Raw genomic sequence first — 2,474 nt, 5'->3', positions numbered from 1 at the left:
CTTCTGACGGCTGTGCGCAGTGAAGCCATCCAAGTCCTGCAGGACTATGTGGGCGCTATGAGCATCGACAATTTCGTCGTCCGCTAAAATCGCCGGCTCGTCGCGAAATATCAAAAGCCGGAAAGCTGGCAAACACTCAACGACACCACGCGAGACGAACTTCTGGAAAGTGTCGCGCCGCTCCCTTCCGGCGCGAGAAGAGACAGCGAAGAAGCGAAGCGCTTCGATGTGCTGATGTTCAGTCTGGAACTGGCGCTTCTCAAGAGCAGCAAGGCGTTTACCAATCTTCGCAAAAAGCTGGTGGAGATCGCCGTGGCGCTCGAAGCACAGGCAGCCATTCCAGTTGTCGCGGCGCAGATGGAGCTTATTCAGGACATCCAGTCAGACGAATGGTGGGAAGGCATCACAGTTCCGATACTCGACCTCACTCGGAAAAGGCTCCGCCTTCTCGTTCAGCATGTCGGGAAAACGGAACGCGCAATCGTCTACACGAATTTCGAGGATGAGCTTGGCGAGGGAATGGACGTTGCGCTGCCACAAGTCGGTGAGGTTGACTATGCGCGCTTCAAGAAGAAGGCGCGCCATTTCCTTCTCGAACATATGGACAATATCGCGCTCCAGAAGCTGCGCCACGGCAGACCGCTGACCGCGACCGACATTGAACAGCTCCAGGCCATACTCGTCTCTGAAGGGGTCGGGACGGATGCCGAACTGGAAAAGGCCATCGAGTTGAACAAGGGCCTTGGCCGCTTCCTCCGCTCCCTCGTGGGGCTCGACCGTGCCGCCGTGTCGGAAGCCTTCAGCGCATTTGTAGGCGGCACCACCGCCACCAAGGCTCAGATCGAATTCATCGACATGGTCATTGAGCACCTGACGGAAAAGGGGACGATGGACCCCGGACTTCTATATGAAAGTCCTTTCATCGATGTCGCGCCAACCGGACCCGAGAAGGTCTTCGACCTCCAGCGCACCAGCCAGATCATCCGTTTGATCGAACAGTTCAATGAGAGTGCCGCGGTATAACTCCGCCTAGCCGCGTATTGCAGTGCCACCTCGGATTATATGATATATAAATCATGCAATTAAAATATGATGTTAATTTCATATTTTTCTTTTATGATTAAAACCATATAATCTCTTTTTCGGAGGTGGAACCATGCCGAACACCGTACGCACGCCTCAGCAAATCGGAGCAGCAATCAAACGCGCTCGCCGTGCTGCGGGCCTCAGCCAGAACGCGCTCGCTGAAAAAGTCGGCATCTGGCAGGAGACAGTTTCTAAAATCGAAAGCGGCCAGACCAATACGCGGGTCGATACGCTCTGCGACATTCTGGCCGCGCTTGATCTCGAGATCGCAATACGTCCCCGTCGTAAAGGCTCACCCGAAGACATTGCAGAGGTGTTCTAGATGGGACGCCGCCGCATCCGGACACCTCTCAATATTCTGCTGAACAACCGCCTGGTCGGCCGCCTGACCAAAGAAGCGAGCGGCGCGATCAGCTTCACATATGACACTGGTTGGCTTGATTGGGAGCACACACTCCCGGTCTCTCTCTCCCTTCCACTTTCCGACGAACGATATACCGGCGCAAAAGTCGCGGCAGTCTTCGAGAACTTGTTACCGGATTCCGATGATATCAGGCGCTACGTCGCCGAGCGCGTGGGCGCAACGGGCACAGACGCATTTAGTCTGTTGGCGGCAATCGGCCGCGACTGCGTTGGCGCTCTTCAATTCTTGCCAGACGAGCTCTTCGACGACAGCTTGTTGGGCATGGCGGGCAGCATCGCGGGCGAGTCGGTCAGCGATGGAGAGATCGCTGGCATACTCAAGAATCTAGGCCGCGCTCCACTCGGACTCAGCAGTGAAGATGCGTTCCGTATCTCGATGGCGGGCGCACAGGAAAAGACCGCACTTCTCCATCATGACGGCCAATGGCTGAAGCCGATAGGCACGACACCGACAACGCATATCCTCAAACCGCAGATTGGCCATCTGCCGAACGGCATTGATCTCACCAACAGCGTTGAGAATGAATTCTATTGCCTGAAGTTGCTAGAGGGCTTCGGCCTCAAAGTGGCCAACACAGAGATCATCGACTTCGAAGACCAGAGAACACTCGTCATTGAACGTTTTGATCGGCAATGGACGAGAGATGGCCGCCTCTTGCGTTTGCCTCAGGAAGATTTCTGTCAGGCGTTATCCGTACCGCCAACCCTCAAATACCAGAACCAGGGCGGTCCAAGCATCGTTCAGATTCTTGATCTCCTGCGCGGTAGCGACGAACCAGATATCGACCGGCTCACAGTCTTCAAGGCGCAGATCGTCTTCTGGCTAATCGGCGCAACCGACGGACATGCGAAGAACTTCAGCATCTTCCTCGGACCCGGTAACACATACCGACTGACGCCTCTCTATGACGTGCTCACTGCGCAACCGAGCCTCGAGCGCCGTCAGATCGAACGCAAGCAGATGA

The 2,474-nt window shown here is 55.5% G+C and carries 3 protein-coding genes; all 3 read left to right on the top strand.

From position 1 onward, the window contains the following. The first annotated feature begins 234 nt into the window (after positions 1-234). Positions 235-1,023: a type I restriction-modification enzyme R subunit C-terminal domain-containing protein gene (locus WBF74_RS05735; protein ID WP_424436521.1), complete on the top strand. Its 789-nt coding sequence runs from the start codon at positions 235-237 to the stop codon at positions 1,021-1,023. A gap of 133 nt (positions 1,024-1,156) precedes the next feature. Beyond that, positions 1,157-1,408 carry a helix-turn-helix domain-containing protein gene (locus tag WBF74_RS05730; RefSeq protein WP_424436518.1) on the top strand — a complete coding sequence of 84 codons (252 nt, stop codon included), beginning with the start codon at positions 1,157-1,159 and terminating at the stop codon, positions 1,406-1,408. Then, the coding region (locus WBF74_RS05725; RefSeq protein ID WP_424436515.1) for a type II toxin-antitoxin system HipA family toxin at positions 1,409-2,474 on the top strand (1,066 nt) is incomplete at its 3' end.

This window comes from Parvibaculum sp. (assembly GCF_049672805.1).
In the GTDB taxonomy this organism is placed as follows: Bacteria; Pseudomonadota; Alphaproteobacteria; order Parvibaculales; family Parvibaculaceae; genus Parvibaculum.
Note: the sequence above shows the minus strand (reverse complement) of the source record. Positions and strands in the feature narration are given on the sequence as shown.